General features: G+C 73.1%; 18 protein-coding genes. 11 read left to right on the top strand and 7 right to left on the bottom strand.

Features of this window, described 5'->3' with window-relative positions; translation table 11 throughout:
- Positions 1–88: 88 nt before the first annotated feature.
- The 6 genes from ABD817_RS16635 to ABD817_RS16610 all read right to left on the bottom strand — a co-directional run bounded on the left by ABD817_RS16635 (position 89) and on the right by ABD817_RS16610 (position 7,563).
- On the bottom strand, positions 89–1,588 hold the full coding sequence (locus tag ABD817_RS16635) for an ROK family transcriptional regulator (protein ID WP_344918839.1): 1,500 nt from the start codon (positions 1,586–1,588) through the stop codon (positions 89–91).
- Between the two features lie 199 nt (positions 1,589–1,787).
- Positions 1,788–2,384, bottom strand: coding sequence for a DUF1349 domain-containing protein (locus tag ABD817_RS16630; protein ID WP_344918838.1), 597 nt, complete (start codon positions 2,382–2,384; stop codon positions 1,788–1,790).
- Positions 2,381–3,370, bottom strand: coding sequence for a Gfo/Idh/MocA family protein (locus ABD817_RS16625; protein ID WP_344918837.1), 990 nt, complete (start codon positions 3,368–3,370; stop codon positions 2,381–2,383). The genes ABD817_RS16630 and ABD817_RS16625 overlap by 4 nt, the downstream gene beginning before the upstream one ends.
- On the bottom strand, positions 3,367–4,377 hold the full coding sequence (locus tag ABD817_RS16620) for a zinc-dependent alcohol dehydrogenase (RefSeq protein ID WP_344918836.1): 1,011 nt from the start codon (positions 4,375–4,377) through the stop codon (positions 3,367–3,369). The genes ABD817_RS16625 and ABD817_RS16620 overlap by 4 nt, the downstream gene beginning before the upstream one ends.
- 1 nt (position 4,378) lies before the next feature.
- Positions 4,379–6,382 carry a N,N-dimethylformamidase beta subunit family domain-containing protein gene (locus ABD817_RS16615; protein ID WP_344918835.1) on the bottom strand — a complete coding sequence of 668 codons (2,004 nt, stop codon included), beginning with the start codon at positions 6,380–6,382 and terminating at the stop codon, positions 4,379–4,381.
- A complete protein-coding gene (locus tag ABD817_RS16610) occupies positions 6,379–7,563 on the bottom strand; it encodes a galactosyltransferase-related protein (protein ID WP_344918834.1) in 1,185 nt (394 codons plus the stop codon). The genes ABD817_RS16615 and ABD817_RS16610 overlap by 4 nt, the downstream gene beginning before the upstream one ends.
- Before the next feature lie 311 nt (positions 7,564–7,874).
- Here ABD817_RS16610 and ABD817_RS16605 point away from each other — a divergent pair, with 311 nt between their 5' ends.
- The 6 genes from ABD817_RS16605 (at position 7,875) to ABD817_RS16580 (ending at position 15,693) form a co-directional block, all read left to right on the top strand.
- Complete coding sequence (locus ABD817_RS16605; protein ID WP_344918833.1) at positions 7,875–9,068, top strand: radical SAM protein; 1,194 nt, start codon at positions 7,875–7,877, stop codon at positions 9,066–9,068.
- Between the two features lie 15 nt (positions 9,069–9,083).
- Complete coding sequence (locus ABD817_RS16600) at positions 9,084–11,165, top strand: DegT/DnrJ/EryC1/StrS family aminotransferase (protein WP_344918832.1); 2,082 nt, start codon at positions 9,084–9,086, stop codon at positions 11,163–11,165.
- Positions 11,162–12,376, top strand: a complete 1,215-nt coding sequence (locus ABD817_RS16595) for a hypothetical protein (RefSeq protein ID WP_344918831.1) — start codon at positions 11,162–11,164, stop codon at positions 12,374–12,376. The genes ABD817_RS16600 and ABD817_RS16595 overlap by 4 nt, the downstream gene beginning before the upstream one ends.
- Before the next feature lie 44 nt (positions 12,377–12,420).
- Positions 12,421–13,494, top strand: a complete 1,074-nt coding sequence (locus ABD817_RS16590) for an acyl-CoA synthetase family protein (RefSeq protein WP_344918830.1) — start codon at positions 12,421–12,423, stop codon at positions 13,492–13,494.
- Positions 13,494–14,363, top strand: coding sequence for a phytanoyl-CoA dioxygenase family protein (locus tag ABD817_RS16585; protein WP_344918829.1), 870 nt, complete (start codon positions 13,494–13,496; stop codon positions 14,361–14,363). The genes ABD817_RS16590 and ABD817_RS16585 overlap by 1 nt, the downstream gene beginning before the upstream one ends.
- A gap of 88 nt (positions 14,364–14,451) precedes the next feature.
- Complete coding sequence (locus ABD817_RS16580; protein ID WP_344918828.1) at positions 14,452–15,693, top strand: MFS transporter; 1,242 nt, start codon at positions 14,452–14,454, stop codon at positions 15,691–15,693.
- 112 nt (positions 15,694–15,805) lie between these two features.
- Here the strand turns inward: ABD817_RS16580 and ABD817_RS16575 are convergent, their stop codons facing one another.
- Positions 15,806–17,008 carry an ROK family transcriptional regulator gene (locus tag ABD817_RS16575; protein WP_344918827.1) on the bottom strand — a complete coding sequence of 401 codons (1,203 nt, stop codon included), beginning with the start codon at positions 17,006–17,008 and terminating at the stop codon, positions 15,806–15,808.
- Between the two features lie 145 nt (positions 17,009–17,153).
- Here ABD817_RS16575 and zwf point away from each other — a divergent pair, with 145 nt between their 5' ends.
- From zwf to ABD817_RS16550, 5 genes are all read left to right on the top strand, one after another.
- The gene (zwf, locus tag ABD817_RS16570) at positions 17,154–18,629 is read left to right on the top strand and encodes a glucose-6-phosphate dehydrogenase (RefSeq protein ID WP_344918826.1); all 1,476 of its coding nucleotides are present in this window, start codon (positions 17,154–17,156) and stop codon (positions 18,627–18,629) included.
- A 68-nt stretch (positions 18,630–18,697) separates the two neighbouring features.
- Positions 18,698–20,593: a phosphogluconate dehydratase gene (gene edd, locus ABD817_RS16565; RefSeq protein WP_344919037.1), complete on the top strand. Its 1,896-nt coding sequence runs from the start codon at positions 18,698–18,700 to the stop codon at positions 20,591–20,593.
- 181 nt (positions 20,594–20,774) lie between these two features.
- Positions 20,775–21,731, top strand: a complete 957-nt coding sequence (locus ABD817_RS16560; RefSeq protein WP_344918825.1) for a glucokinase — start codon at positions 20,775–20,777, stop codon at positions 21,729–21,731.
- The gene (gene eda / locus ABD817_RS16555) at positions 21,728–22,339 is read left to right on the top strand and encodes a bifunctional 4-hydroxy-2-oxoglutarate aldolase/2-dehydro-3-deoxy-phosphogluconate aldolase (RefSeq protein ID WP_344918824.1); all 612 of its coding nucleotides are present in this window, start codon (positions 21,728–21,730) and stop codon (positions 22,337–22,339) included. The genes ABD817_RS16560 and eda overlap by 4 nt, the downstream gene beginning before the upstream one ends.
- 298 nt (positions 22,340–22,637) lie before the next feature.
- Positions 22,638–23,888, top strand: a complete 1,251-nt coding sequence (locus tag ABD817_RS16550) for a TIGR03118 family protein (protein ID WP_344918823.1) — start codon at positions 22,638–22,640, stop codon at positions 23,886–23,888.
- Positions 23,889–24,166: the final 278 nt, after the last annotated feature.

Below are 24,166 nucleotides of genomic sequence, written 5' to 3'. Positions count from 1 at the left end.
AACCCCGTCACCGTCCCTGTAAAGTTCCCCCGCCGTCGGCGGGCGCGGTCACACGACGTCCGGAGTGGTCACACGACATCCGGATCGGTCACACGGCGTCCGGATGCGCCGTTCGCGTCCGTGAGCCCAGGCTGGGCGTGAACACCTCGTGGAACACGCTGGAGGCTGCCCCCACCGCCGCCGCGGCCCGGTTGAGGTGCGACTGGGCGACCTCCACCTCGCGCAGGTGCCTGGCCATCGGGAACCCGTTCACGGCGGCGGCGATCTGCCGGTGGTAGATGTCGGCCACGGTGGGCAGGACGGCGGGACCGCCGATGATGAGCAGCTCGACGTCCAGCAGGTCGATGAGCCCGGCGGCGCCCAGGCCGATCACGCGGGCCACCTCCTCGATCACCGTGACCGCCCGCCGGTCGCCGTCCGCCGCGGCCGCGCAGACCCACTCATAAGCGGCGTCACCCGGCGGGATCACCATGCCCGCGGCCCTGGCACGACCCACCACCGTGGAGGTGGGGGCGCACTCGGGGACGAGTGTGGGGCCACCCTCCGGGGTGAGCCAGCCGGTCGCGATCGCGCACAGCTGGCCGACCTCGCCCGCGTTGCCCGTGCGTCCCCGGTAGACGTCGCCGTTGAGGAAGGCGCCGCTGCCGACACCGGCGCCCAGGTAGAGGTAGACGAAGTCGTCGGCGCGGTCGGCCGCGCCCAGCCAGCGCTCACCGATCGCCGCCGCCGTGGAGTCCTTCTCGACGACGACGGTGACGTCCAGCCGGGCGGCCAGCTCGGCCTTGAGCTCCACGTGCTTCCAGTCCCGGAACAGCGGCGGGTCGAGCAGCAGTCCGGCGCGGGTGTCGAGCGGGCCCGGCACGGCGACCCCCACCCCCAGCAGGGCCTCGGAGGCGGGGCGGGCGGCCTCGGCCGACTCCAGGGCGAGCCGGGTCATCTGCGCCAGGCACCATTGCGGGTCGGGCTCCTCGGGCAGGAGCAGGTGCCGCTGGTCGAGCAGGTCGCCGCACAGGTCGACGGCGACCACGGTGATCATCTTCGGGTCGAGGTGGACGCCGATGGCCGAACCCGCGTCGGGACGCAGCCGCAGCGGCACCCTCGGCTTGCCCGCGCCTCCCAGCCGGCGGGCGTCCTCGGTCAGCAGACCCGAGGTCAGCAGGTTACGGGTGATCCGCGACACCGCCTGCGGCGTGAGGCCGGTGCGCTCGGCGATCTCCACCCTGCTCGTGGACACGGCCCGCCGGATGCTCTCGATCACCAGCTTCTCGTTGTAGGAGCCGAGGGCGAGCTGGTTGAAGGCACGAAGCGCCGGGCGCGCCCCGGCCTGCGGCCGGAGCCTGCCCAGCAGCGGCTCGGCCTGCGCCGGGCGCCCTGCGCGCGAGCGGCGCTCGGAACCGCCTCCGGGGCTCTGCCGCGCACCCGGACCGCTCAGGCCGGGAGCGGGCGCTCCGCCCGGCGCGCCACGACCGGGACGCCATCCCGGGTCGCGGGCGAGGGGCGGGCGCGACGGCGCGCTCCACGGTGAGGTGGACGGGCTCTCCGAATCCGCCGCCCGCACCGGCTCGCCTTCCCCGCCCACTTCACCCATGCACTCATCCAACACCCTCCCCGCGCCGACGAAAAGCGCCGGTTCCGCCGAGGGTCGCGGCCCGGCGCGCACGGCGGCGGCTACCGCGCCGGCCGCCGTGTCACCGTGGGCGGCCCGGCGGGCGGCGATGAGGCGGCCCGCCTCCGAGCGCTCTCAGCCGGACCGGGCCTCATTCGCCGGGCCGTCCGGAAGGGGCGTGTTACTCGCCGCCGCGCAGTTCGGACAGGCGCTTGGGCGAGTACTCGATGTCCTCGAAGCGCACGGTGCAGCCGTCGCCGGTGGGGCTCTGGGCGAGGAAGCCGACCTCCGGGTCACCGTCGAGCGCGAAGTACCTGATGAGGTTCCAGAAACCGGACTCGTCGGCGACGTGGAAGGCGAAGGCGGAGCCGATGCGGGAGATCCGCAGCCGGATGTCCCGGCCGTCCATGGTCACGGAGTTGCAGTCGTCGGACACCCCTCGGGTGACCACCGAGACGATCGTGGGCCTGCCCTGCGGGGAGAGCTCCAGGCAGAACTTGGCCCACCGGTCGTCGTCGGCGTACAGCAGCAGGACGGCCGCGTCGTAGGTGGACAGCAGGTCGATCCTGACCCGCGCGCTGAGGGTGAAGTCGCCGTCCAGGCGGCCGATGAGAGCGGGGGCGTTGGCGTAGCGGTTCGGCTCCCCGGGGTCGGAGAAGAGGTCGGTGCCCGCTCCCGCGCCGATGGAGAGCGCGTCGCCGTCGGCGCTCCACTCCTCGGGCCGGTTCAGCCAGCGCAGCGGCGCGGGGAAGGCGGGCAGGGAGACGGGCTCGTTCACGGGTGTTCCTCCAGAGGCGTTGCGAGCGCGTAGGCGGTCGCGATGAGACGGTCGACGGCGGCGGCGTCGCGGACGGTGCAGACCGGATCGGTCCCGTCCCTGACGCTACGGGCGAAGTCGGCCATGAGGGGGAGGTGCGGGTTCTCCGGCGGGGGAAGGAACTCCTCGACGGCGACCCCGTCGACGATCCCGCGCACGGTCCCCGAGTCGAGGGGGTCGAGCTCCAGGTGGCCGCCGTCGAAGGACAGGTGGAACCGGTCGTGGCGGGCGCCGGGCACCCACGCCGCCTCCAGGTCGGCCACGCTTCCCGACGGCCAGGCCAGCCCCACCCGGGCGACACGCTCCCCGCCCAGGTCGAAGGGCAGGCCCGTCCGCGCGCCGGTGACGATCGGCTCTCCCAGCAGCCAGCAGAGCAGGTCGAGGCGGTGACTGCCCACGTCGGCGAGCACTCCCCCGCCGGAGATCGCGGGGTCGGTACGCCAGAGCCTGGGGTCGTCCGGCCCCGGGTCGAAGTGGCTCCGGAACTCCACGACCGCGCGGTGCACGACACGCCCGTACAGGATCTCGCGCACCCGCCCGAGCGCGGGCGCGAGCCTGCGGTAGTAGGCGACGCCCGCGTGGGCGGTGGCCAGCTCGGAGACCGTCTCGCGGGGGCGGGTGTCCCCCGCGTGGGCGGCCGGCTCGGGCGCCGCCCCGCCGAGCGGCTTCTCCACGAGGACCGGCAGGCCCGCCCGCGCCGCCGCGACCGCGAGGGGCAGATGGGCCGCGACCGGGGTGGCGACGTAGACGACCTCGGCCACGTCGAGCAGCTCGGTGTAGTCGGACGTGCCGAAGGCGCCGGGGAAGCCCCCGAACTCCTCGCAGGTCGCCCGAGCCCGCGCGGCGTCCCTGCCCCACACGCAGGTGACGCTCTCCCCCAGGGAGAGCAGGGCGGGCAGGGCCTTCCTGCGGACGATGTCGCCGTATCCGGCGATCCCCCATTTCACTCCCGGTCCGGAGATATAGCGATCTTCAGGGTTTCCGGGGGCGGGGTCTGGAACGGCGCGGTGCTTCCGGCCGGGTGCAGGGTGGGGCTCTCGGAGAGCCGGTCGAGGGCGTCCTGGAGCCGTTCCAGCGGGTAGACGGCGGTGAGGATCGCGTCGAGGCGCAGGCGCCCGGTGAAGGTGGCGGCCAGCCGCTCGGCCACCCGCATCGCCTCGGCCCTCGCGGTGTCGGTCGGTTCGGCGGAGCTGTGCACCCGCAGCCCCTTCTTCTCCCACTTGACCATGTCGAAGGTGACGTGGGTGTCGATGTGGTGGGTGCCGAGGAAGACGACGAGACCGTTCTGCCGGACCAGGTCGACGCAGGCGTTGGCGGTGTGCGGGGTGCCGACCGCCTCGATGGCGACGTCGAACTCCGTCCCCAGCTCCTCCGGCACGGCCTGCGGCGACTTCACCAGCGAGGTCCGGTCCGCGCCGAGGAGCGTCGAGCGCTCCAGGCGCCAGGGGTCCAGGTCGGCGACGGCGATCTCGGCCGCGCCGCGCAGCCGTGCGACCTGCAGCGCCATCAGCCCGACCGGCCCCTGCCCCAGGATGGCCACCCGGTCGCCGAGCCGCACCCCCCGGGTCGCGTGCACGGCGAGGGGCAGCAGCTGCAGGATCGCGCCCTGCTCGAAGGGCACGTCGTCGGGAAGGACGCCCACGCTGACCTCCCTCGCCGCCGCGTACTCGGCGAACCCCGAGGTGAGCGGGGTGCGGACGAACACCCGCCGCCCCGGCTCGACGCGGGTCACCCGCTCTCCCACGGCCTCGACGGTGCCGGCGACCTCGTGGCCGAAACAGCCGGTCGCGCAGTGGTCGCGCAGGCCGTAGTAGTGATAGTAGGCCAGGTCACTGCGGTTGCAGACGGTGCAGGCCCCCACCCGGACGAGCACGTCGCCCGGTCCGATGTGCGGGACCGGCGCGTCGCCGTCCAGGCGGATGCGGTGTCGGCCGACGAGTTCGATCCGGCGCACGTCACTCCTCGTTTCCGGTCTGCGGATGTCCCGTGGTCCCGCCGTAAAGTCCCGCTGTCCCGCCGTGGACCAGTTCGCGCCAGAACAGGTCGCCGCCCGGCGTGGCACCGACGAGCCTGCCCTCGGTGCCGGTCAGCGTGGCCAGCCCGGGGGTGGCGCCCCAGGGGGCCCATCCGTCGCCGCCCGGCGTCCTGACCCGCAGTTCCCCATCGCGGGTCAGCCCGATCAGTCGTCCCCCCACGTGGGCGAGGGCGGCGAACCTCGGCCCGTCGTCGCCCGCGCGGGTCCACGGCCCGGACCGCCCGGCGGCGAGCGGGCGCCACCACAGCTCGCCTCCGGCACCGGCGGCGAACATGGTCTGGTCGACGGGGGCGATCCCGACCGCCCCCGGCGGGGCGTCGTACAGGTCCGTCCAGGGCGCGGGCCCGGTCACCGGCTCGCGGGCGACGACGCGCCCGTCGGCGCGCAGGCCGTACAGGAGGACGGGCGAGCCGGGCGTCGCCTCGCGCGGCGCGGCCAGCGCCACCAGGCCGGGCGCGGGCTCGATCCGCCGCCACCTCAGGTTCTGGGTGCGGTACGGCCGCGTCCAGAGGTCGCCGTCCTCGCCGACGGCGAAGAGCCGCCGCTCGCAGGCGGCGAGCGCGAGCGCGGGCGTTCCGCCGCCCATCGGCTCCCACCAGCCGGGGGCGCCGGCGAGCCGGGCGAGCACGTTGCGGGTGACGCGGTCGACGACCGGGTCGTCGAGGGCGTCGCCCCAGCCGATCGTGGCCGCGTTGAAGACGGTGCCCGCCCCCCGGCGCATGATGCCCATGGTGGCGTGGCCGCCTTGTCCCAGGGCCCGCCAGTGGCGCAGGTCGGCGGTGGCGAGGATGGCGAAGTCGGCGGGGGTGCCGTCGGCGCCGGTCGCCAGGGGGACGCCGTCGATCTCCGCGTACTCCGCGGCGTCGGTCTCGTAGCCGACCGCGCCCCTGCCGAAGGTGTCGCCGTCGCGCAGCCCCGTGCCCTCGAACACCCAGTGCCCGGCGAAGCGCACCGTGTACGCCTCGGACTTCATGGCGTCCATGTCCTCCCAGCAGCCCGCGCCGCGCCGGAAGCTCACGCCGGTCAGGCTGTTCTCCGGCCGGCGGACGGGGGACCCCGACCACTCCACGGTGACCAGGCTCGGGTCGGTCGCGGACATCGGGTCGAGCAGGGCGTCGCGGTGGCACACCATGGTCCGGCCGTCGTCCTCCAGCCGGACCTGCCACCAGCACGTGTTGCCGCCGAAGAAGGCGATGTTCCCCCCGGCCGTCACGAAGGACTCCGCGGCGTCACGCATCTCCCGGGTCCAGTACTCGTCGTGCCCGGGGATCACGAGCAGGCGGCGGTCGCGCAGCAGCGTGTCCGGATCCTCGTGCAGGTCCAGGTTGGAGCAGTAGTCGGCCCGGAGGCCGCTGCGGCTCAGCCAGCGGTAGAAGGGGTCCTCCCAGTTGCCCGCCGGTCCGCCGCCGGGGCGGTCGAAGGTGACCCGGCCGGCCCGTTCGGGGCTCTCGGTGGGATACAGGCCCTCCCCGGGCACTCCGGCCCTGTTGTACGCCTGCCAGGTGAGGAAGGGCACCGACACCAGGATCGCCCCGCCGGTCCGAGGTTCGCGGGGCCTGACGACGAAGTAGGTCTCCTCGTCGGGGGTGCCGGTGGCGTCGGGGGTGGCGGGGGTGTCAGGGGTTCCGGGGGTGCCGGGGGTGAACGCCACGGCGTAGAGCGAGCTGGGCCAGTCGCCGGGGACCTCCAGGGTCCACCAGGGCCCGGAGGCGTCCAGTTCGGCCCTGACCTCGCCGGTCACCGCGTCGCGCACCCGGGCCCGGCAGCCGGCCGCGCCACGCTCACCGTCGGACACCGGGCCGCCGGTCGTATCGGTCACATCAGGAATATCGGTCATCGGGTCGTCGGTCGCCAGGCGGAAGCGCAACGATCCGCCCTGCGGCACCGACGTGCGCGCCGCGTAGGCGCGAACGGCCGAGGTCATCCCCTGGGACCTCGCAGGTCGCCGTACCCGCCGGCGACGGTCCAGCTCAGCGGGTCGATGTGCGCGTTGAACGGCACCCCGTCCAGGGTCATCTCCGGACGCGGGTGGGCCAGGTGCAGCAGCGGGTCGTCGAACCGGGTGAACCGCCCGGCCAGCTCCAGCCGCGCCACCACGTCGTCGTCCTCGCCGCCCCAGCCCTGGTAGCGCTCGTCGAACCCGCCGATCGCGTCGAAGATCGTGCTTCTGGTCCAGAGGCAGGCCCCGGGCGGCTCCTTCAGCACCAGGGAGCGTACGGCGTCGAGCGGCACGTCGGCCTCGCCGCGCTCGCAGCGGTGCCGGATGGCGGCGGCGGAGGACTCGGGGTCGAGGCAGAACATGCGGCGGTAGGGCAGGAAGGCCGAGAGCTCGGGCTCGCCCGCCATCCGGTCCAGGTTCCGGCTCAGGAACCGGCGGTCCACCAGGATGTCGGTGTCCAGCACGCAGACCAGCTCGGGCTCGCCCGGGGTCTCGCGAACCCCGACGTTGACCGCCCAGGACTTGTTGAAACGCCCGTCGTGCCGCGCGAACACGTAGTGGTCCGCCAGCGGTTCGACGGTGTCGCGCCAGGTGGGCGCCGAGTCGGACTCGACCACGGTGACGCTCACCTCGCCGCCGTGACCGTCCTGGTCGCGCAGGGCGGCCAGGCAGGCCAGCAGGTTGCGGGTACGGGCGCCGCCGACGCGGTCCCGGAAGGGGATCACGATCACGGCCCGCGTGCCCCGCGTTCCCGGCGCGCCCGGCCGCGTCCAGGCCGAGACGTCGGCCACCGACACCTCGGCGGCGGAGCGGTCGGCCAGCGTGCCGTTGTGGTAGTCCACCAGCACGTGCGCGTCGGCCGCGGCGATCAGTTCCACGAGGCGCGCGCGGTCGGCGGGTGAGCGCTCCAGGAGGGGGACGAGCGCGTCGGCCAGGGCGGTCTCCAGCCCTCGGTCCCCGGGGGAGGCGGCGAAACGGCGCAGGTCCTCCGCGGCGGGCTCCCCGGCCACGAAGTGGGCGAGGGCGTCGGCCACCGCGCTGTAGTGCGGGCCGCTGATCTCCCACCAGTCGGCGGCCACCAGGGGGACCGACGGATCGTTGGCGAGGAAGGCGTAGGCGGCCAGCCTGGACCCGAGCGTCCGTGTGTCCGGCAAGGAGCCCGGCATTTGGGGCGACGCTAATGGGGTTTCTGTCATGCCGTTTCCCTCCACCTGCACGAATTCCCTCCGGCCGCGCGAATGCCGAACCCGATGTACCGTACCGTGCCCAAAAATGCCTCACAAGGGGACTTGACCCGCTTTAGGATGTGTTTTAATCTCCCCGGAGAACGCTCCCACGGGCCGGAATGCCACACCCTTCGGCCTGAGTCCGGCTTACCCGAACACGCATCGAAACGACGTCCACCAGCGCGCCGGCTTTGGCATACAAGAGCCGGTTTCATCGAATCCTCACCTGGTCGCGAACGAGGGATGAAAAAATGTCGGACGAGAGCTACAGGTCGGCGAGGCCCACCAACGGGGACGGTCTGGCGGAGGTCACCCTTGACCAGGCACACGCCCCCGACAAGGTCCTCGCCCACGAGGACCTTCTCAGGAAGTTCGTCAACGGGGAGAGCTTCCGGCCCGTCCATATGCGGGTCGGCATCATGGGCGCCTGCAATATGCGCTGCAATTTCTGCAACTTCCACTCGCCGAACGAGGAGAATTTCTACGATCTCTTCTCCTTCAAGGACGCCATTCCCACCGACAAGAGCGTCAGGCTCATGCGGGAGTTCGCCGAATCCGGCGGCCGGGCCGTCACGTTCTGTGGCAGCGGGGAATGCACGATTCACCGCGGCTACACGGAGATCTGCAATTCCGGGCACGCGGCCGGGCTGCGCATCGGCCTGATCACCAACGGTTCCCGCCTGCACCGGGACGACATCGCCGACTGCGTGGTCAACACCCACACCTGGGTGCGCATCGGCCTCAACGCGGGCACCGAGGCGACCTTCAACGACATCACCCGGGACCGCGAGCGGACGTTCACGTCCTTCCTCGGCTCCGTCCGCAGATTGCGCGACAACGCCGTCGACCCGGATTTCCGCATCGGGTTCAACTTCGTGATCACCATGCAGAACTACCGGGAGATCTCGCAGGCCGCCCGGATAGCGCGCGACTCGGGGGCCCATTACGTCCGGTTCGAGCCGGAGTTCTACAGCTCGATGGGCCACGAGACGATCGAGCAGGTCATGGCGGAGGTCTCCGCCTCGCTCGACGACGTCTCCACGCTGTCGTCGGAGGAGTTCGAGGTCTCGGTGCCCAAGCTCGACCGGGGGCCGATGGACCAGGTGGAGTCCGTCGAGGGCGACTTCGACCACTGCCACTACAGCCGTTTCGTCACGGCCGTCGGCGCGGACGGTCATCTCTACCCCTGCCCCCAGGTGCACCTGAACAGCCGCTACCGTATCGGCAACGTGCTCGAGGACGGCTACCTGAAAGTCCTGGAGGGTGGCGCCAGGGCCGAGTGGGAGTCGAGCAACCCGCTCAGGACCGACCTGTGCAAATCCTGCTTCTACCGGCCGCAGAACGAGCTGCTCGAATGGCTGCGCAAGGGGCGGATCAAGCTGGACGACGCGCTCAACACCTACCGCGTCGAGGTCCCGCACGCGCTCCACGCCGACTTCGTCTGAGATCCGAGGCTCGCGTTGACGTCGATCGACCGGTTCCACCACCTCGGCCACTCCCCGGTCGATCCCGTCCCCGGCTCTCCCGCGCCGGACCAGGCCGTCCGCAACGTCCAGGTGCGCAGAGCGGTGGCCAGACTGGCCGCAGTCCGGCGGGTGTCCCTTCGCGTGCGCTCCACCCGCGGGCAGGAGGGCGCGGAGCCGAGGGTGGACCACTACCTCTTCGAGCACGAGGGGCGTCGCGAGCTGCGCGCGGTCATGCTGACCCCGCCGGGCCCGGGGCCGTGGCCCGCCGTACTGGTCTGCGCGGGACGCAACGCGACCCTGGAACGGGTCACCGGGCTCCTGCCCCCCGACCACCCCGGCCGCGACGTCGCCGCCCACCTGACCGGGGCAGGCTTCCTCACCCTCACCCTCGACCACGGCCTCGACCGGTGGGCCGAGCCCGCCACGCTGGGCGGACGCGACCCGGGCGACGTACTGGACGGCACGCTGCGGCTGCGCGGCGGCAGTCTCCTCGGCGCGCTGGCGGAGGACGCGGGAGCCGCGCTCGACTGGCTCCGCGCGCATCCGGACGTGGCCCCCGGGAGGGTCGGCCTGTTCGGGCACAGCATGGGCGCGGCGGTGGCCCTGCACGCCGCGCTGCTGCGGGAGGAGCCGCTCCCGCTGTGCGCCGCGAGCCACCTGGGCACGTACGAGACGATGATCGGCCGGTCGCTGGCCTGGAACCAGTACGTCGCCCTGCCGTCCATCCTGCGCCACGCCGACCTGCCCGACCTGTACGCGGCGCTCGCCCCGGCTCCCCTGCAGATCCAGTACGGCACGGCCGACGGCCGCCTCGATCCCGGCGACGCCAAGACCGCCGGTGAGCGGATCGTGAGCGGCCACGACACGGCCGAGATCCTGCCGCTGCCCATGGGCCACAGCACCGGCCTGGCCGAGGCGGCGGACTTCTTCACCCGCTCCCTGGCCGAGCCCGCCGCCGCTACGCCGGATGTGCCCGCCGCCAGGGTGGGTTTCGACGTCCGGGCCCGCCTGGACATCCTGGACCTGGTCGACGACGCCCTCGCCTCCGGGGCGCTGACGCTCGGACCGCGCGGCACCCGGCTGGAGGCGCTCGCGAGCCGGGAGATCGGGCGCGGCACCGCGGCGGTGAGCTCGGGCTCCTCGGCCCTGGAGATCGCCCTGCGGATCGTCGGGGTCGAGGGGCGCACCGTCCTGGTCCCGGCCAACACCTTCTTCGCGACCGCGGCCAGCGCCGTCCGCGCCGGTGCCCGGGTCGACTTCGTCGACATGGAGCCGGACGGTCTCGGCATGGACCCCGAGGGGCTGCGCGCCGCCCTGGCCGCCCACGAGGATGTGGCCGCGGTCGTGCCCGTGCACATCGCCGGGGTCGTATCCGGCTCGCTGGCCGAGGTGCTGGCCGAGTGCGACCGGCGGGGCGTCGCCGTCGTCGAGGACGCCGCCCACGCCCTCGGCTCCTCGCTGCACGGGCGCCAGGCGGGCACCTTCGGCCGGCTCGCCGCCTTCTCCCTCTACCCCACCAAGATCATCACCAGTGGCGAGGGCGGCCTGCTCAGCGCCGACGGGGCCGACCTGAGGCGGGCCGCGCACCTGCGCGACCACGGTAAGCGGTCCTTCGAGGAGAACCTCCACGACGACCTCGGCAGCAACTGGCGGATGAGCGAGCTGCACGCGGCGGTGGGCCTGACCCATCTGGCCCGGCTGGCGGAGGTGCTGGCCGAGCGTACGGCACTGGCCGAATGGTACGACGAGAGCCTCGCCGGTGTGCCCGCCCTGACCCGCCCCGCCGTGCCGGCCGGGTGCGCGTCGAACCACTACAAGTATCTCGCCCTCCTCCCGGAGGGCGTCGACCGCGCGGCGCTCAAACAGCGGCTCCGCGCCGAGGGGGTACGGCTGGCGGGCGAGGTGTACGACGTCCCGCTCCACCGCCAGCCCTACTTCGCCCGGCGCTTCGCGGAGCGGTCCTTCCCGCATGCCGAGGCGTTCACCTCCCGCCACATCTGCCTGCCGCTCTTCCCCGGCATGACGCGCGCCCAGCAGGAACGGGTCGTCCGCGCGCTGCGGGACGCGCTGTCGTGACCGGTCTCGTGACCGGCGAGACGGTCCTGCCGCTGCTGCGCGCGGGACGGTGGTACCGGTCGCTGGACACCGTGCCCGTCCCCGGGGGCCCGCTGCTCTCCCTGGCCCCGGAGATCCTCGTCCGCGACGACGGCGCGCGCCTGCGGGCACGCCGTGCCGCGACGACCGTGCCGCCGCGTGACCGGCGCCTGGAGCTGCTCCGCGAGGCCGTCGCGCTGTTCCGGCACGGCCGCGTGCCCGTCGAGGCCCTGGGTGTCCAGGACGCCGGGGACTTCGAGGAGGCGATGCGCGCCACGGCGGGCCTTCCTCCCGCCCTCGTGCGACGCTGGTCGGCGATGCTCGGCGAGCGGCTGGAGGAGCTCGCGAAGGAGGCCGCGGACGAGTCCGGCGGGCTCACCCTGGTCTCCCTGCCCGCCAACACCTTCACCTGCCTGGAGGGGGTGCTGGAGGCGGCGCTGTCCGGCGCGGCGGTCTGGATCCGCCCCAGCAGGCGCGAGCCGCTGTCGTCGGCCCGCCTGGTGGGGGCCCTGCTGAGCGTGGGCTGGCCGCCCGAGACGCTGGGCTACTACCCGAGCGCGCCCCGGACCCTGCCCGCGATGATCCGGGCGACCGACCGGCAGATCGTCTACGGCGGCGACGGCCTCGCCGCCGAACCGGCCCTGGCCACGCCGTCCCTCGACCTGCGCGGGCCAGGCCGGGCCTGCGTGATCGTGGGCGCGCGGGAGCCGGTGGACCCCGAGGACCTCGCCGACAGGATCGCGCGGGACGCGGGCCGCTTCTGCACCAGCGCGTCCACGGTGGTCTGCCTGCGGGCGGCCGAGGCCGACGCCCTGAAGGTCGCGGCCGTGCTCGACGGCATCTCCCTCGACCCGCCGGACCCGCGCCGGCCGCAGGCGTCGTGGGCCGAGGCCGACGCCGCGCGGATGGCCGCGTTCGTCTCCGAGCGGCTCGCTCCCGGCGGGCGCGTCCTCACCCGGCGGCCCCTCCTGGTCAGGTCGGGCGGGATGACGTTCCTCGCGCCCACCCTCGTCCACGTCGACGACGTCGGCCACCCCCTCGTCGGCTGCGAGCTGCCCTTCCCCCTCGCCGTCGTCGTCTCCACCGACGAGGCCGGAGCGCGCGGCGTCGCCGCCGGGTCCCGCTTCGTGCACCCGGCCCGCTTCGCGACCGTCCCCGAAGTTCCCGAAGTCCCCGAAGGAGCCTCGTCCTGAACCCGAGCACTCACCTCCCGCCCACCGGCTCCCTGCTGGACGCCATGCGAGAGCAGATCCCCCCCATGCGCGAGTCCCTCGACGAGTGGACGGTACGCATGATGAGCTGGCACTTCGGCGAGGAGAGCGGCTCACCGTTCTGGCTGGCGCGCAGGAGCCGCCTGCCCTTCGACCCGATCCGCGACGTCACCGACTACGCCTCCCTGCGCCTGTTCGGCCTGTTCGACAAGACCGACCTGCGGGGGGTGAGCGCCCGCGACCTCGTGCCCCGGGGCTTCGCCGGGCGGCCGTTCCGCGTCGTGGAGACCGGCGGGACGTCCGGGCCGCCGTACCGGGTCGTCGACGTGACCCGCGCCATCTACGACGTGCGGATGTACCGCGTGATGCTGGAGGCCCGCGGCCTGCTCGGCGGCGACATCCTGGCCATGACGCCCAGCGGCCCGCACGCCTACGGGCACTTCGTGAAGCTGCTCGGCGACAGCTGGGGGGCGGCCGTCTTCTCCGTGGACTTCGACCCGCGCTGGGTCAAGCACCTGGTGCGCGCGTCCGGCGACGCCGCCGGGGGTGCCGACGCCTACGTCGGCCACCTCGTCGCGCAGACGGCGGACATCCTGCGGGACGAGCGGATCAGCCTGCTCTTCACGACCGCCAAGCTGCTCCTGTCGCTCGCCCCGGCGCTGGACAAACCCCTCGCGGAGTACGGCGTCCGCGCCGTGTGCACCGGCGGCATCTCCTGCTCCCCCGAGGAGGCGCGCTATCTGCGCGAGGAGTATCTGGACGGGGTCCAGTGGATCGACACCTACGGCAACACCCTCGCCGGGCACGCCCTCCAGGGTGACGCCCCCTCCCCCGGCGAGCCGCACAGCTACCACCTGCCGCCGCCCTTCGCGGTCATGCACGTCGTCCGGCCCGACGACGTGTGGCGGGAGGTCGCCGAGGGCGAGCGGGGCCGGATCAGGGTGGTGACCCTCCTGGAGGACCTCTTCCTGCCCAACCTCCTGGAACGGGACAGCGCGATCTCCGCCCCGCCGCACCCCTGGTTCCCGTGGCCCGGGGTGGCGCGGGTGGGGCCCTACGAGGCGGAGGACGCCGACCAGATCACCGAGGGGGTCTACTGATGCCCGGAGACCGGCGAGCCGTCTCCTCCAACGGCGTGCCCATCCCGTTCACCGACGACTTGTTCGCCCCGCTTCCCGACAGCGGCGCGCTGCTCGGCGACCCCGAGGCGCTCAGACGGCGGTTCCAGGACGACGGGCTGGTACTGCTGCGCGGGTTCCTCGACCGCGAGGCGGTCCTCTCGCTGCGCGGGGCCTACCTGTCGGCGTTTCCCGAGGGCCTGCTCAAGCCGGGGACCACCCCCGAGGAGGGTGTCTTCTCCGGCCGCCCGCCGGAGGGGCTGCCCTCGCACGGGGTGAAGGACCACCCGGCCTACGACTTCGTGCGTACGGAACGGTTCACCTCCTTCGCCCGGCAACCGGCCCTGACGGAGCTGGCCGCGACCCTGCTCGGCGGTCCCGTCCGGATCCTGCCCCGGGGCATCCTGCGCCACTTCTACGCGGGCTCGCTGCGGGCCTCCCGCGCCCACACCGACCACGCGTACATGTCCCAGGGCAGCGACCGCGTCCTGACGATGTGGATACCGGTCGGCGACTGCCCGTTGGAGACCGGGGGCCTGGTCTATCTGGAGGGCTCGCACCGGGAGTCCCCCGAACGGTTCGACGCGGCGCGGCTCGCGACCGACCGGGCCCACGACTCCCGGCCGATCAGCCACGACCTCCAGCTGACGGCCCGCGTCGTCGGCCGGCGCTGGCTGTGGAGCGACTACGAGGCGGGGGACCTGACCGTGCACAGCCCGCACGTGGTGCACGCCTCCCTCGACACCGTGACCGACGTCATGCGCGTCTCCGCCGACGTGCGGTTCATCCGCGCGGAGGACAGGATGGACCCCCGATGGACGAGGGAGTGGGCCGGCGATGACGGCGCCTGAGAACACCACCGAGCCCGCGTCGGGGGGACGGCCTCCCGGAGCAGCGGGAGATCCGGGAGCTCCAGGGCCTCCGGGGGATACGCCCGGCGTGGACTCCCCCTCGGACGAGCCGCCCGGGACGCCGCCCGGGGCGGTGATGTCACGGGCCGCGACCCGGACCCGCCTGGCCGCGATGTCCGCGTTCCTGATCGTGGGGCTCTCGTACGCCAGCTTCCTGATCAGGGTCCCCTCGCTGAAGGTGGAGCACGAGCTCTCCGTCGGGCAGCTCGGTCTCCTGCTCGTCGTCCCCTCCGTCTCGGCGCTGGTCGCCATGCAGCTCGCCGGTGGCCTGGTGGCCCGGTACGGCAGCGCGCCGATCGCCCGGGTGTCCGGGGTGGCGCTGCCGCTGTCCCTGGTCGGCCTCGCGCTGGCCGGTGATCCGATCCAGCTCGCCGTCGCGCTGATGATCTTCGGTGCGATCGACGGGCTTCTCGACGTCTCCATGAACGCCCACGCCATCGCGGTCGAGCGCGCCCACGGGCGGTCCGTGATGAACCGCTGCCACGCCGCCTGGAGCATCGGCGCGATGGCCGCCTCCGTGCTGGGCGGCCTCGCCATCCAGGCCGGTCTCTCCCCCATGACGCACTTCCTGTGGCTGGGCGTGGCCGTGGCCCTCCTCGCGCTGGTCACCGGGCTGTGGATGCTGCCGGCCTCGGCCGACCGGCACGCGAGCCGGGAGGGCGAGAAGAAGGTCCGGGTGAAGTGGCGGGACGGCTGGACCCCCCGGGTGCTGATGTTCGGCGCGATGGGCGCGGTCATCCTGATCGTCGAGGGCGCGGTCGGCAACTGGAGCGGTGTCTTCCTCCTGGAGGACCGTGGCGCCACCCTCGCCGTGGCCTCGCTGGGCTACACGTTCTTCAACCTGTGCCAGACCGCCGGCCGCCTCGTCGGGGACCGCCTGCACGAGCGGTACGGCGCCCCCGCCCTGGTCAGGGTGAGCGGCGGCATCGCCCTGTGCGGCCTGGCGATGGTCGTGCTCAGCCCGGGTATCGTCGTCGCGGTCGCGGGCTTCGCGGTGGTGGGAGTCGGCCTCTCGGTGCTGCTCCCCCTCATCTTCAGCGCGGTGGGACACGGCGGCGCCGAGGGCCTCGGCGCGGCCGCGGCGCTGGCCAGGTTCACCACGCTGACCTACTCGGGGCTGCTGCTCGGCCCCGTCCTGGTCGGCTGGTTCGCCGAACTCGTGGGCCTGGCCGTGACGTTCGCCGGGCTGCTCGTCCTGCTGGCGCTGGTGGTCCTCAACGCCAGGGCCACGGGCACCGCCGACCGGAAGGAGACCCCGCGGGAGGCGTAGCGGCGCGGGAGGGCGGGAGGCAGGCCCGCTCCGCGACGTACCGGGGACCCGGCTCAGGCGCGGAACAGACTCGGACGCTCGGACGCGAGAGTGACTCAGAGCGGGGAGCGGCTCAGACGAGGGAGCGGACGGAGCGCAGCGACTGCCAGCCCGCGGAGTCGACGGCCTCGGGCGACAGGATGTTGTCCAGGACCATGTGGGCGCAGCCGATGATCCCGGCGCTCGGGCCGAGCCGGCTGCGCTCTATCCGCAGGTTGCGGGTGGCCAGGGCCGTCGAGCGACGGTGGATGACCTCGCGGACCCCGGAGACCATCGGCTGGAAGGTCTCCGCGACGTCGCCACCGAGGACGACCACCGAGGGGTTGAGCAGGTTGACCGCGCTGGCGACGACCTCGCCGAGCATCCGGGCGGCGTTGCGGACCACGGTCATGGTCTCCGCGTCCCCCGCCCTGACCAGGCTCACCACGTCGGCGAGGGTCTTGACCTCGTACCCCCTGGCGCGGAGCTGGCGCAGGATCGCGGTGCCGCTCGCGATGGAGTCGACGCAGTCGATGTTGCCGCAGCGGCAGAGGACTCCCCCGCCGTCGCGGACCGGGATGTGCCCGATCTCCCCCGCGGCGCCCAGCGCCCCGCGCAGGATCTCGCCCCCGGCGATCACCCCGGAGCCGATCCGGGTGGAGACCTTGATGAACAGCAGGTCGTCGGCCTCGCCCGCGTAGATCTCGCGGTGCTCGCCGATCGCGATGACGTTCACGTCGTTGTCGAGGAAGACCGGGACGGGGAAGCGCTCGGCGATGATCGGCGGGATGGCCACGCCGGTCCAGTTGGCCATGATCCGGGCGCTCTCGGTGCGGCCGGCCGCGAACTCCACCGTCGCGGGGACGCCCAGGCCGACCCCGCGGATCAGTGAGACGGGGCGGTCGCCGAGCAGATCGCTCCAGGTCTGCATAACCAGGGGCAGGACGACGTCCGGGCCCTCCTCCACGTCCACGGACAGGGCGGTGCCGGTCAGCACCTTGCCCGCGAGGTCGCAGACGGCGATCTGCGCGCGGCTCGCGCCCAGGGAGCCGACCAGGACGAGCCCGCCGGAGGCGTTGAAGGCCAGGCGGGTGGGCGGGCGGCCCCCGGTGGAGGGGCCCTCGCTGTCCTCCACGACGAGGCGCCGGTCCAGCAGCTCGGTGACGCGCAGGGACACGGCCGGTCTGGACAGGCCGGTGACACGCCCTATGTCCGCGCGGGTGACCGCCTCACCGGAGCGGATGAGGCGCAGCACCTCACCGCTGGTGGCCAGCGCGGCGGCGGGACGTCGAGGCATCCGCTAAGTGAATCACACCCACTTTGGAAATGAAAACTTCCTACTTTCTCATCTCAAATTACAAAACTCCGCTTGTGTAGAGCGCAAGATCTGGCTACTGTCCGATCTATCCCTAATTTCGGTAGATCGCTTGGAGCGCCGCCCCATGTCCGAGACCCCGCAACCCGCCGACCTCATCGTCTTCGGCGGCACAGGCGACCTCTCCATGCGGAAACTCCTCCCGGCGCTCTACCACTCCGACCGGGACGGGCGCCTCGCCCCCGAGACCCGCGTGATCGCGATGTCCCGAGGCGGGCTCGACGACGCCGACTTCCGCGGCAAGGTGGACGCCGAGGTGCGCGGCTCGGTGCCGGTGGACGACCTCGGCGTCTGGCAGCGCTTCCTCGGCCGCCTGCACCACGTCACCGTCGACATCAGCGGCCAGGACCCCACCGGGTGGGCGAGGCTCGCCGGGATGCTCGGCGGGCACGAGCACCGCGACCGGGTCTTCTACCTGGCCAGCCCGCCCATGACGTTCGGCCCGTTCTGCCGGGAGGCGCACCGCGCCGGGCTGGTCACCCCCGCCTCGCGGGTGGTGCTGGAGAAGCCCCTCGGGCGCGACCTGGCCAGCGCGCTGCGCATCAACGACGAGGTCGGCGCCATCTTCGACGAGCGGCAGATCTACCGCATCGACCACTACCTGGGCAAGGAGACGGTCCAGAACCTCCTCGTGCTCCGGTTCGCCAACGCGTTCCTGGAGCCGATCTGGAACTCGCTCTGGATCGACCACGTCCAGATCACCGTCGCCGAGACCGTCGGCACCCCCGGCCGCCGCGGCTACTACGACCACGCGGGCGCGCTGCGCGACATGGTGCAGAACCACCTGCTCCAGCTGCTGTGCCTGGTGGCGATGGAGCCGCCGTCGCGCAACGACCGCGAGTCGATCCGCGACGAGAAGGTCAAGGTCCTGCAGTCGCTGCGGGCCGTCACCGGCGGCGAGGTGGACCGCTTCACCGTACGCGGCCAGTACACGGCGGGCGAGTCCGGCGGCGTCCCGGTGCCCGGCTACCTCGACGAGCCCGACAACACCGCGCCCACCGAGGACTCCCGCCGGGTGGAGACCTTCGCCGCGATCCGCGCCGAGGTGAAGAACTGGCGCTGGGCCGGGGTGCCGTTCTACCTGCGTACCGGCAAGCGCATGCCGTACCGCTGCTCGGAGATCGTGGTGCAGTTCAAGGACGTGCCCCACTCGATCTTCCCGGGCAGCACGCCGAACCGGCTGGTGCTGCGGCTGCAGCCCAGCGAGGGCATCCAGCTGAACATCATGGCCAAGGAGCCGGGCGCGGGCGAGGTGGCGCTCAAGCCGGTCCCGCTGGGCCTGAGCTTCGCCGAGACCTTCACCGGCCGGGTGCCCGAGGCCTACGAGCGGCTGCTCATGGACGTCCTCGCCGGCAACCCGACCCTGTTCATGCGGCGCGACGAGGTCGAGGCCGCCTGGCGGTGGATCGACCCGATCCTCGACGAGTGGGAGTCCCGGGGCACCGTGCCCGAGCCGTACCCGGCGGGCAGCGCGGGACCCGCCGCGGCCCACGAGCTCGTCGGCCGCAGCGGCCGCGTCTGGCACGAGGAGGGGCTGGCGTGAGCGCGCGAGCCGAGCACCCGCATCCGAACGACCGAGAGAACCACGCCGACCACGACCGAGGAGGCCGGATGCACCCCGTGATCCAGGAGGTGACCGACCGTCTGGTCGAGCGCAGCCGCCCCAGCCGCACCGCGTACCTGAGAAGGCTGCACGCCGAGGCCGAGGCGGCCCGCCTGCGCGGCCCCGCCAGGGCGAGCCTGGGCTGCGCCAACCTGGCGCACGGCTTCGCCGCCGTGGGCGAGAGCGACAAGCGGGACCTGCGCGCCAACGTCAAGCCGGGCGTGGCGATCGTGTCGAGCTACAACGACATGCTCTCGGCGCACCAGCCGTACGAGGCCTACCCGGCGATCCTCAAGGCGGCCGTCAGGAAGGCAGGCGGCGTCGCGCAGTTCGCCGGGGGCGTGCCCGCGATGTGCGACGGCGTCACGCAGGGCCGGGCGGGCATGGAGCTGTCGCTCTACAGCCGCGAGGTCATCGCGATGGCCACCGCGATCGCGCTCTCGCACGACATGTTCGACGCCTCCCTCATGCTCGGTGTCTGCGACAAGATCGTTCCAGGTCTGCTGATCGGGGCGCTGCACTTCGGCCACCTGCCCGCGATCTTCGTCCCCGCCGGGCCGATGACCTCCGGCCTGCCCAACAAGGTCAAGGCCCGCACCCGGCAGCTGTTCGCCGAGGGCAAGGTCGGCAAGGACGAGCTGCTCGACGCCGAGGCGAGGTCGTACCACTCCCCCGGCACCTGCACCTTCTACGGCACCGCCAACTCCAACCAGGTCATGATCGAGGTCATGGGCCTGCACCTGCCCGGCTCGACGTTCGTCAACCCGCGCACCGAGCTGCGCGAGGCCCTGACGAGGGCCGCGGGCAGGCGGGCGGTCGAGCTGACCGCGCACGGCGCCGAGTACACCCCCGTCGGCGAGGTCGTGGACGAGAAGGCGATCGTCAACGCCTGCGTGGCGCTGCTGGCGACCGGCGGCTCGACCAACCACACCATGCACATCGTCGCCATCGCCGCGGCGGCCGGAATCGAGCTCCTCTGGGACGACCTGGCCGCGTTGTCGAAGGCGGTGCCGCTGCTGACCCGCATGTACCCCAACGGCCAGGCGGACGTGAACCACTTCCAGGCCGCGGGCGGCATGCAGGTGCTCATCGGCGACCTGCTGGACGCCGGGCTGCTGCACCGCGACGTGCTGACGATCGCCGGGCGCGGGCTGGACCACTACCGCTCGGCCGCCGAGCTGAAGGAGGGCGAGCTGGTCTGGGAGGAGCGCACCGAGGGCAGCACCGACCTCGACGTGCTGCGCCCGGTCGCGGGCGCGTTCTCCCCCGACGGCGGCATCCACATGCTCGACGGCAACCTGGGCCGCGCGGTCAGCAAGGTCTCCGCGGTCAAGGACGAGCACCTGGTCATCGAGGCCCCGGCGAAGGTCTTCGACGACCAGCTGGAGCTGCTGCGCGCCTTCGACGCGGGCGAGCTGGACGGGCAGGACTTCGTCGCGGTCATCCGCTACCAGGGGCCGAGCGCGAACGGCATGCCCGAGCTGCACAAGCTCACCCCGCCGATGGCGGTCCTGCTGGACAGGGGCCAGCGGGTCGCGATCGTCACCGACGGCCGGATGTCCGGCGCGTCCGGCAAGGTCCCCGCGGCCATCCACCTGTCGCCCGAGGCCGCCGACGGGGGTCCCATCGCGCTGGTGGTGGACGGCGACCCGATCCGCCTCGACGCCGCCGCCGGAACCCTGGAGCTGCTGGTCCCGGCCGAGGAGCTGGCCGCCAGACCGCTGCGGGGCGCGCCGCTCACCGACGCCCAGTGGGTGGGGACCGGCCGCGAGCTGTTCGGCGCCTTCCGCCGCGCGGCGGGCCCGGCCGAGCGCGGCGCGGGCGTCTTCGCGCTGAACGGCCACGCCGAGGCCGTCGCGAACGGCACCCGCCCGGCGACCGCCCAGAGCGGAATCCGGGCGTGAGCGCGCGCACCGTCTCTCTCGCACGGTCCACAAACCCCACGCGACCCCTTGCGCGGTCCATGAACCCCACGTGGCCCCTCGCGCGGTCCGCAGGACCCGCACGGCCCCCGGTCGTACGGCCCGTGAACCCCCTGAACCCCGTGTGGCCCGCCACGGCCACACGGCCCGCGAAGGAGATCTCGTGAGCCTTCCCTGGCTCGTCGCCGACGTCGGCGGCACCAACGCCCGGTTCGGGCTGGTCACCGAGCCCGGTGGACAGCCCGAGGCGGTAGCCGTGCTCGCGGGCGCGGAACACGATGGCCTTCCCGAAGCCGTAGCCGCCTATATCGCAGATCATGCGGGCGGAGTTCAGCCGGGAGCCGCGTGCGTCGCGATCGCGGGGCCCGTGGAGGGCGACCGCTACCGGCTCACCAACGCCGGGTGGACAGGGTCGGTACGCGATCTGGGCATCCCGAACGCCTGGCTGCTCAACGACTTCGAGGCCCTGGCCGCGTCCCTGCCGTACCTGCGGGGCGACGACCTGGTCTCCCTGGGCGGCCCCGAGCCCTCGCGCGGCGTCAAGGCCGTACTCGGGCCGGGGACGGGTCTCGGCGTGGGCGGCCTGGTGCCCGCCGCCGAGGGCTGGGTGCCGATCCCCGGGGAGGGCGGGCACGTCACCGCGCCCGTCCTCGACAGGCGGGACCACGAGATCGTCCGGGCACTGCGCGCGGACGGCCTGGAGCACGTGGTGGCCGAGCACCTGCTGTCCGGGCCGGGTTTGTCGCGTCTGCACCGGGGGCTCGCGCTCGTGCACGGGACGGACGCTCCGGCGCTGTCCGCTTCCGACATCGTGACCCGGATGGACGACTCGCTGTGCGCGGAGACCATCGAGGTCTTCTGCGCCATGCTCGGTACCTTCGCCGGGAACGTCGCCCTCACCCTCGGCGCGCGGGGCGGTGTCTACCTGGGTGGCGGCGTGCTGCCGCGTATCGTGGACCGGGTCCGCTCCAGCGACTTCCGCCGTCGCTTCGAGGCCACCCCGACCCTGAACGACTACCTTTCCGGCATCGCCACGGCGCTGATCGTGGCCCCCCAGCCCGCCCTGACCGGCGCGGCGGCCTGGCTCAACCAGCGCCTGTCCACCCTGGAGTTCGCATGAGTCTGCTCGACATCGCCCCGGTCGTCCCGGTCGTCGTGATCGACGACCCGGAGACCGCGGTCCCCCTGGCCCGCGCCCTGGTCGCGGGCGGCCTGCCGGTCATCGAGGTGACCCTCCGCACCGACGCCGCCCTGGACGCCATCGCGCGCATCGCCGCCGAGGTCCCGGAGGCGGTGATCGGCGCGGGCACCGTCCGCACCCCGGCCGACGTGGCGGCCTCGGTGGCGGCCGGTTCGAAGTTCCTGGTCAGCCCGGGAACCACCCCGGGCCTGGTCGACGCCATGGAGGTGAGCGGGGTGCCGTTCCTGCCCGGCGTGGCGACCGCGTCGGAGGTCATGGCGCTCGCCGACCGCGGGGTGACCGAGATGAAGTTCTTCCCCGCCGAGGCCGCGGGTGGCCTGCCGTACCTGAAGGCGCTCGGTGGCCCGCTGCCGCAGGTCAGGTTCTGCCCGACGGGCGGCATCAAGCTCGCGACGGCCCCCGGCTACCTCGCCCTGCCGAACGTCGGCTGCGTGGGCGGGACCTGGCTCACCCCGGCCGACGCGCTCGCCACCGGCGACTACCCGCGCATCGAGAAACTGGCCGCCGAGGCGGCGGCCCTGCGCTGATCCGCCTCCCCACCCGGCGAGGTCGCACGAGACCGGTCCCTCCCGCCCGGTGAAGGTCTTATGAGACCCCGCCCGCGCGCCCTTCCCTCCCCCGGCTCGTACGCGGCCCCGAGGCGCCGTGACCCGGTGTGACGCTCGTGGAATCCGGCCCGTGGCCGCCCTGACCGGCGGCCACGGGCCGGATTTTCCCGCTCCCCCGACTCCTCCCAGGTCCGGGCCTTTTGGAAACGGACTGAACCGCGCACGGACCCCACGCGTATCTCGCGGCGAAAGGCACTCCCTCACAGAGGAGCCATGAATGCGAGTACGCATCGTCACGATCTGCGCCACGGTTCTGGTCATGGGCGTCGCCGGTACGGCGTCCGCCGGGACCCATCAGGCGCAGGCCGGAGCGAAACAGACCACGGCCGGAAGCGGTTCGGCGAAAGCCGGAAAACAGACCTTCGGAAACCACTTCGCGGTCACCAACCTCGTCTCGGACGTCAGCGGACGAGCCGCGGTCACCGACCCCACGCTGGTCAACCCGTGGGGACTGGCCATGGGCAAGACCCTCTGGGTCTCGGCCGCGGGCACCGGCCTGGCCACGGTCTACTCAGGCGGCGCGGGCACCGTGAAGCAGGAGAAGACGCAGGTCCGCGTCCCCGGCGGCAGGCCCACCGGGCAGGTCGTCAACATGGGCGAGGAGTTCGTCGTCAAGGGGCCCGGTGGTTCCGGACCGGCCACGTTCATCTTCGCCAGCCCCAGCGGGGCGATCACCGGCTGGAACGCCGAGGCCGACCCGGACGACGCGATCATCAGCGCGTTCGTCAAGGGCGCCGACTTCAAGGGCCTGGCCCTGGCCCAGACGAACCGGGGGGCGATGCTGCTCGCCGCCGACTTCGCCCACAACCGGGTCCACGTCTTCGACGGTGACTTCGACCGGATCTCGTTCGGCCGCCGCGCGTTCCAGGACCCCGGCCTGCCGGAGGACTACGCGCCGTTCAACGTGGAGGTCGTGGGCAACTCCATCCTCGTCGCGTACGCCAAGCGCGACCCCGCGACCGGCAAGTCGGTGGCCGGGCGGGGCAAGGGGTTCGTCAGCCAGTTCAACGGCTCGGGCCGGTTCGTCGGCCGCTTCGCCGCGCGCGGGGCCCTCAACGCGCCCTGGGCGATGACGCTCGCCCCGAAGGGGTTCGGCGCCCACTCCGGGGCCCTGCTGGTCGGCAACTTCGGCGACGGCCGGATCAACGCCTACAACCCGCGTAACGGCCGCCCGCTCGGCCCGCTGCGCTCCTCCGACGGCAAGGCCATCACCCTGAGCGGCCTGTGGGACCTGGAACGCGGTACCGAGACCGTCGGCGGCACGAACTCCCTGTGGTTCAGCGCGGGCAGCGACGGCGGCACGCACGGCCTGCTCGGCCTGATCAGGCCCTCCGGAGCGGCCACCCCGACGACCTCCCCCACGGGCAACGCGTCCCCCTCCCCCTCTCCCTCCTCATCGCACCCGAGTTCCCACACCTCGAACAACTCCGGTTCCAACAACTCCGGCAACTCCGGCTACAACTACTGACGGACCACCGACGGGCGTCAGGGCCCGGGGTTTCTCCGGCGGCGCCGGCACCCCCACACCAGCGGACCGCGAGACCGAGCCGGCAGGCCGGCCCGCGCGGATCGCGGAGGGGTGCCGGCGCCGCGGCGCGTCCGGGCCTCCGGTCACCGGCACGGACGCGCCGCGGCGCCGTGGCGTCCGGGAGAGTCACCCCTCGGTGAACGCGAGATCTCCCGCCTTCCTTTAACCTTGAACGAACGAGGGGAGTACTTCCCAAGAACCGGCCCGGTCAATACGGA

The sequence above is a fragment of the Streptosporangium oxazolinicum genome (genome assembly GCF_039537505.1).
GTDB classification, from domain to species: Bacteria; Actinomycetota; Actinomycetes; order Streptosporangiales; family Streptosporangiaceae; genus Streptosporangium; species Streptosporangium oxazolinicum.
Note: the sequence above shows the minus strand (reverse complement) of the source record. Positions and strands in the feature narration are given on the sequence as shown.